Annotated in this window: 6 protein-coding genes; 2 read left to right on the forward strand and 4 right to left on the reverse strand. The window is 39.4% G+C overall.

What is annotated here, in order from left to right; translation table 11 throughout:
• Window positions 1-19: 19 nt before the first annotated feature.
• From ACLFKQ_RS30185 to ACLFKQ_RS30200, 4 genes are read right to left on the reverse strand one after another with little or no spacing between them, the layout of a single operon-like run.
• The gene (locus ACLFKQ_RS30185) at window positions 20-478 is read right to left on the reverse strand and encodes a hypothetical protein (RefSeq protein WP_449003299.1); all 459 of its coding nucleotides are present in this window, start codon (window positions 476-478) and stop codon (window positions 20-22) included.
• 3 nt (window positions 479-481) lie between these two features.
• A complete protein-coding gene (locus ACLFKQ_RS30190) occupies window positions 482-799 on the reverse strand; it encodes a hypothetical protein (RefSeq protein WP_449003300.1) in 318 nt (105 codons plus the stop codon).
• A gap of 37 nt (window positions 800-836) precedes the next feature.
• Window positions 837-1,430, reverse strand: coding sequence for a hypothetical protein (locus ACLFKQ_RS30195; RefSeq protein ID WP_449003301.1), 594 nt, complete (start codon window positions 1,428-1,430; stop codon window positions 837-839).
• The gene (locus ACLFKQ_RS30200; RefSeq protein WP_449003302.1) at window positions 1,385-2,632 is read right to left on the reverse strand and encodes a hypothetical protein; all 1,248 of its coding nucleotides are present in this window, start codon (window positions 2,630-2,632) and stop codon (window positions 1,385-1,387) included. The genes ACLFKQ_RS30195 and ACLFKQ_RS30200 overlap by 46 nt, the downstream gene beginning before the upstream one ends.
• Window positions 2,633-3,128: 496 nt before the next feature.
• Between ACLFKQ_RS30200 and ACLFKQ_RS30205 the strand changes: the two genes are divergently transcribed.
• On the forward strand, window positions 3,129-3,278 hold the full coding sequence (locus ACLFKQ_RS30205; RefSeq protein ID WP_449003303.1) for a hypothetical protein: 150 nt from the start codon (window positions 3,129-3,131) through the stop codon (window positions 3,276-3,278).
• 86 nt (window positions 3,279-3,364) lie between these two features.
• Window positions 3,365-3,789 (forward strand): hypothetical protein (locus tag ACLFKQ_RS30210; protein WP_449003304.1); only part of this gene is annotated, 425 nt, incomplete at its 3' end.

Consider the following 3,789-nt stretch of genomic DNA (forward strand, 5'->3'; position numbering starts at 1 on the left):
TCAGCAAAGGTATTCTATCTTATTTTGTCTGTTTAAATTGTTTAAGTACCGCTAGACAAGCTTTGGTCCAAGCAGTTGGAGAAATCCCAACTACTAATGGATCTACATTCTCAGAGAAGCGTACTATTGCAGGAGTAAAGAAAGGTAGAGGATTACGGTAAAATAAAACAATGCTGCCTTCCTTGAGCTTATCCTTCTTATAAACCAATAGGCTATTACCACTAACTAGAGGATTTAGAGGATTAACGACAATTTCAGGAATACCTGCGTAGCATCCAATATCGGCAGAAGTAATCACCTTCATCCCAAAGGATTTAATAGCACGGTTGCCACGTATAAAGGAGTTCTTATTGCCCTCAATATCCTTAACCCATCTTTCTAAATAGGCTTTGACATAGAACATATATTCTTTGATCAGCACTACGTCAGCACCAGCAGTAGAACAGAGTTTAAGCAGAGAAACAATGTTATTCATCATCTCTTACTCATTAAGGGGATAGCCACTGCTATCAAAAGCAATATAGTGATACAAAAGCTTAGTAGGGATATTAACCGAGTAAGTGTAGTTTCTTACTACGGCATTAAGACGAATACCTTTAGCCCATTTCTGAGCCAGCTTTTTAAATATCATCTCAATTGTTTCATTGCCTTTGAGATTGAGCTTTTCATCAAACTCAGCTCTATCTTCTGCGTGGGTAAGATTGAACTCGGCACTGTAGGCTCTCAAATCGAATAGGTCTAAGTTCAATGCAGCAGCTTCTTGGTGCTTAACAATAGCGGACTTTATGTTGTCGTTCATCGTAGAAAGCATCATTTGACCGGGAACACCCTGGTAACTATCGGTAAAGTTCTGGATTGCTGCTTAATTCGACGGCATAATGAGCCTTACCAATAATGGCATTAACCTTAGACCGTAAAGTATAACTACCATCAGCATTAGCAAAATACTGGTCGCCCCTATTATCAAACTCGGATTTATACTGATCAAAGTAGTCAGCACTAATTACCTGTTCGATTACAATCTGCTTGGTGTTGGCTTCAATCCAAGATTTGATTTTATCTTCGGTAATTTCCAAACTATTACGATACAATTTCCCATCCGTGCCAAAGACTAAATTGCGATCAAAGGCATTAGCGTAAATCTCCAAGTTAGGAATTACACCTTTGATATTCTCGCCATTGAGCATGATGTCAAAATCAACAGGCTTACCATCTACGGTATAAACCTTAGTCCCTGGTTGATGAATAGTCTGTAGCTTCTTGAGATTACCTCTAAGCTTGGCATTGTAATCATAGCGGTGAGAGAAAATTTTAACCTCAACCCTGATACTACGACACTCGGTATTAAGGAAATATCCTTTCTTCAGACGAATGCTATCAATGCTTACAGGGAAGTTATGGCGATTGCGAACATCTCTACACCTTTCCATTTAATGGCTTCTCCTGGCTCTAAATCCGTGCCTTTGAGAGATTTGAGGTAGGTAATAAGAGCAGTACCAATCTGTTCTAATTGTTTTTCCCGATTACGGCTTAGACTATTAAGATACCTTTGGTTTAACTGGTCGATAGCAAATACGCCACGTAGAGTTTTATCAATGATATAGTGGATAGGTTTGGTGTAGACAGCAGCACCAGATCCATTGTTAAATCCTCCATCGTGGATGATAGTAATCATTGGCATTCCATAGGTACAGGCATACCTACCATCAGATAACTGACTAACTAATTTAGAAGCTTCAGCATTCTCCAGCTTGGCAGGAATGAACTTATGAGAACCAATACGATTGGCTAGCTTGGCTACATTATCAGTTGGATTGAGAGTAAGATAGCGATCGCCAACACGAGTAACGAATGCTGCGTTAACACCATCTCCCACGTAGAAACATTTCTTGTTGTTCTTATCGGAAATAGCAGGACCAAACTTGGACTGTACTACCTTAATATCTTCAGGGCGGATCTCAGTTTTAACTACCTTTAACCCTAGTGGATAGTTGTATTCACGACAAAAGGATTTATTGATAGAAGTATCGATAGCAATACCGATAGCTACTACTTTGTTATCCAGCATCACCCGAATGCGATCATGATACTTCCCATTGCTTTTCTGAATATCGCCAACCGCATAGTCATTTTCTGCCACTATCAGACTACCTTGGAGTTTGGCAATGAGATCGTCAACTACATGGGCCCGCTCTGCTTTCATAATTTGCTTCTTGATGATTAGCATCACAGCAGATGGTTCATAGACTCCAGCTTCAGCAGCAGTAGTTTTCTCTGAGGCTTTAAAGTGAACTAAGACATTAGGCTCTAGGTGATAGATTTTACCACGCCAGGTAATAGTATGATTTACATAATCAAAGTTGATGTAGTGATGCTGGATGGCTTGTTTATTGCCGTAGGTCTTAACGACCAGACATATCTGTTCTTCATCGACGAGATTAGTTAGTTGAATTTTCTCAAAGACGAACTTAACAAACTTACTAGCTAGCTCGTTGTAAGTAATAGTGTTGGTAATGCTGTAAACTACCTCAATACTGTTCTCAGCTAAGAAAGCATCTAATAGGTGTTTAAAGACAGAACGTAGGTTGAGGAACTTATCGTAAGTTCCTTTGGTAAGGATAATATTAGACATTAGTTAAATCTCCGAATTTATGTGATGTACGTGGATTGATGAAGAGAGGTAATCCACATAAAAAGGGTCAGGATATACCCGACCCAAGAAACAATGGTTTATTTGATTAGTTGATTATTTGTGGCTGACTCTGTTAACTAAGATCTGTAGTTCTATAGTTCATATAATTTTTCAATCGTCAGTAATTTCAAGCTGACCCTGTAGGGGGGCTATCGGCAGCTTATTATTCGGTTCTTAGGCTATAGATCGATTTTTAAGTTCTATCTGCGATTTTGGCGGACTTTCTCCTGCTTGCAAAGCCAAGGAGAAAAAGCGACGTAATATGGCCAAAGCATCTCGTAAACGCAATCGGCAGAAGCCTAAGTGAGCCAGATTACTGTTCTTTTACTCAAAAACTTCTAAAGTAAAAAGTAGAACAACACTCAATCTTGTATGACCAAACCAGCAGAAGATAATGAAGATTGAATATTTGATTAGTATTGATAGAGCTATCCTAATGGTTTACTACACTTCGGGAAAATGCTACCAATATGCCCTGGCTTTCCGTGATGGTTCAATCTATCAACCAAGCGAGCTGTATTACACGGCTTCTAAAGCTCTGAAAGTAGGCCAAGAAGCAATTAAAATTATCAGCGATTATCGGTAATTTAAAGTTAAGCATTTTCTACCTACGAACCGAGAATGTGCTAAAAATTAGATGCAGTTTCTTCCAGGACTGTCCTGGACAAATCGATGATGGAAGTTGACTTAATTCCTCTATCCCAACTGCCCTCGCGCTATGGCATTGCTCGTTCTAACCTTTATAATCGACTTAAGGACCTAAAGATTGAATCGGTCAAACAAGGTCGAAAAGCTTTTATTACCTCTGCTCAATTACAGTTATTGGATGGATTACACGCTCACCTTGAAAGGGAAGGAACCACTAATGAGTTTCTCAAACTTTTAGATTCCAATCCCCATTTAGTAACTATAACAACTGCCGAACTATCTGCGGATAATCCAAGGGGCACAGCCGATCGAGACGAACCGATGATTTCGCTTCAACCCTCGGTATTAGTCAATGTAATTGAGGCCGTAGTTAAAAGGTTAGTTCCTAGCAACCGCAGTCGCTTGAATTATTTAAGAGAATTAGAAGAAGCTTATGAGAAAGGCTGGCT

This window comes from Myxosarcina sp. GI1(2024) (assembly GCF_053543375.1).

What these genes read in the sequence shown, in the direction of transcription:
- ACLFKQ_RS30200 (WP_449003302.1), bottom strand. Translation starts at nt 2,632, where the DNA reads ATGTCTAATATTATCCTTACCAAAGGAACTTACGATAAGTTCCTCAAC.
- ACLFKQ_RS30190 (WP_449003300.1), bottom strand. Translation starts at nt 799, where the DNA reads ATGAACGACAACATAAAGTCCGCTATTGTTAAGCACCAAGAAGCTGCT.
- ACLFKQ_RS30205 (WP_449003303.1), top strand. Translation starts at nt 3,129, where the DNA reads ATGGTTTACTACACTTCGGGAAAATGCTACCAATATGCCCTGGCTTTC.
- ACLFKQ_RS30185 (WP_449003299.1), bottom strand. Translation starts at nt 478, where the DNA reads ATGATGAATAACATTGTTTCTCTGCTTAAACTCTGTTCTACTGCTGGT.
- ACLFKQ_RS30195 (WP_449003301.1), bottom strand. Translation starts at nt 1,430, where the DNA reads ATGGAAAGGTGTAGAGATGTTCGCAATCGCCATAACTTCCCTGTAAGC.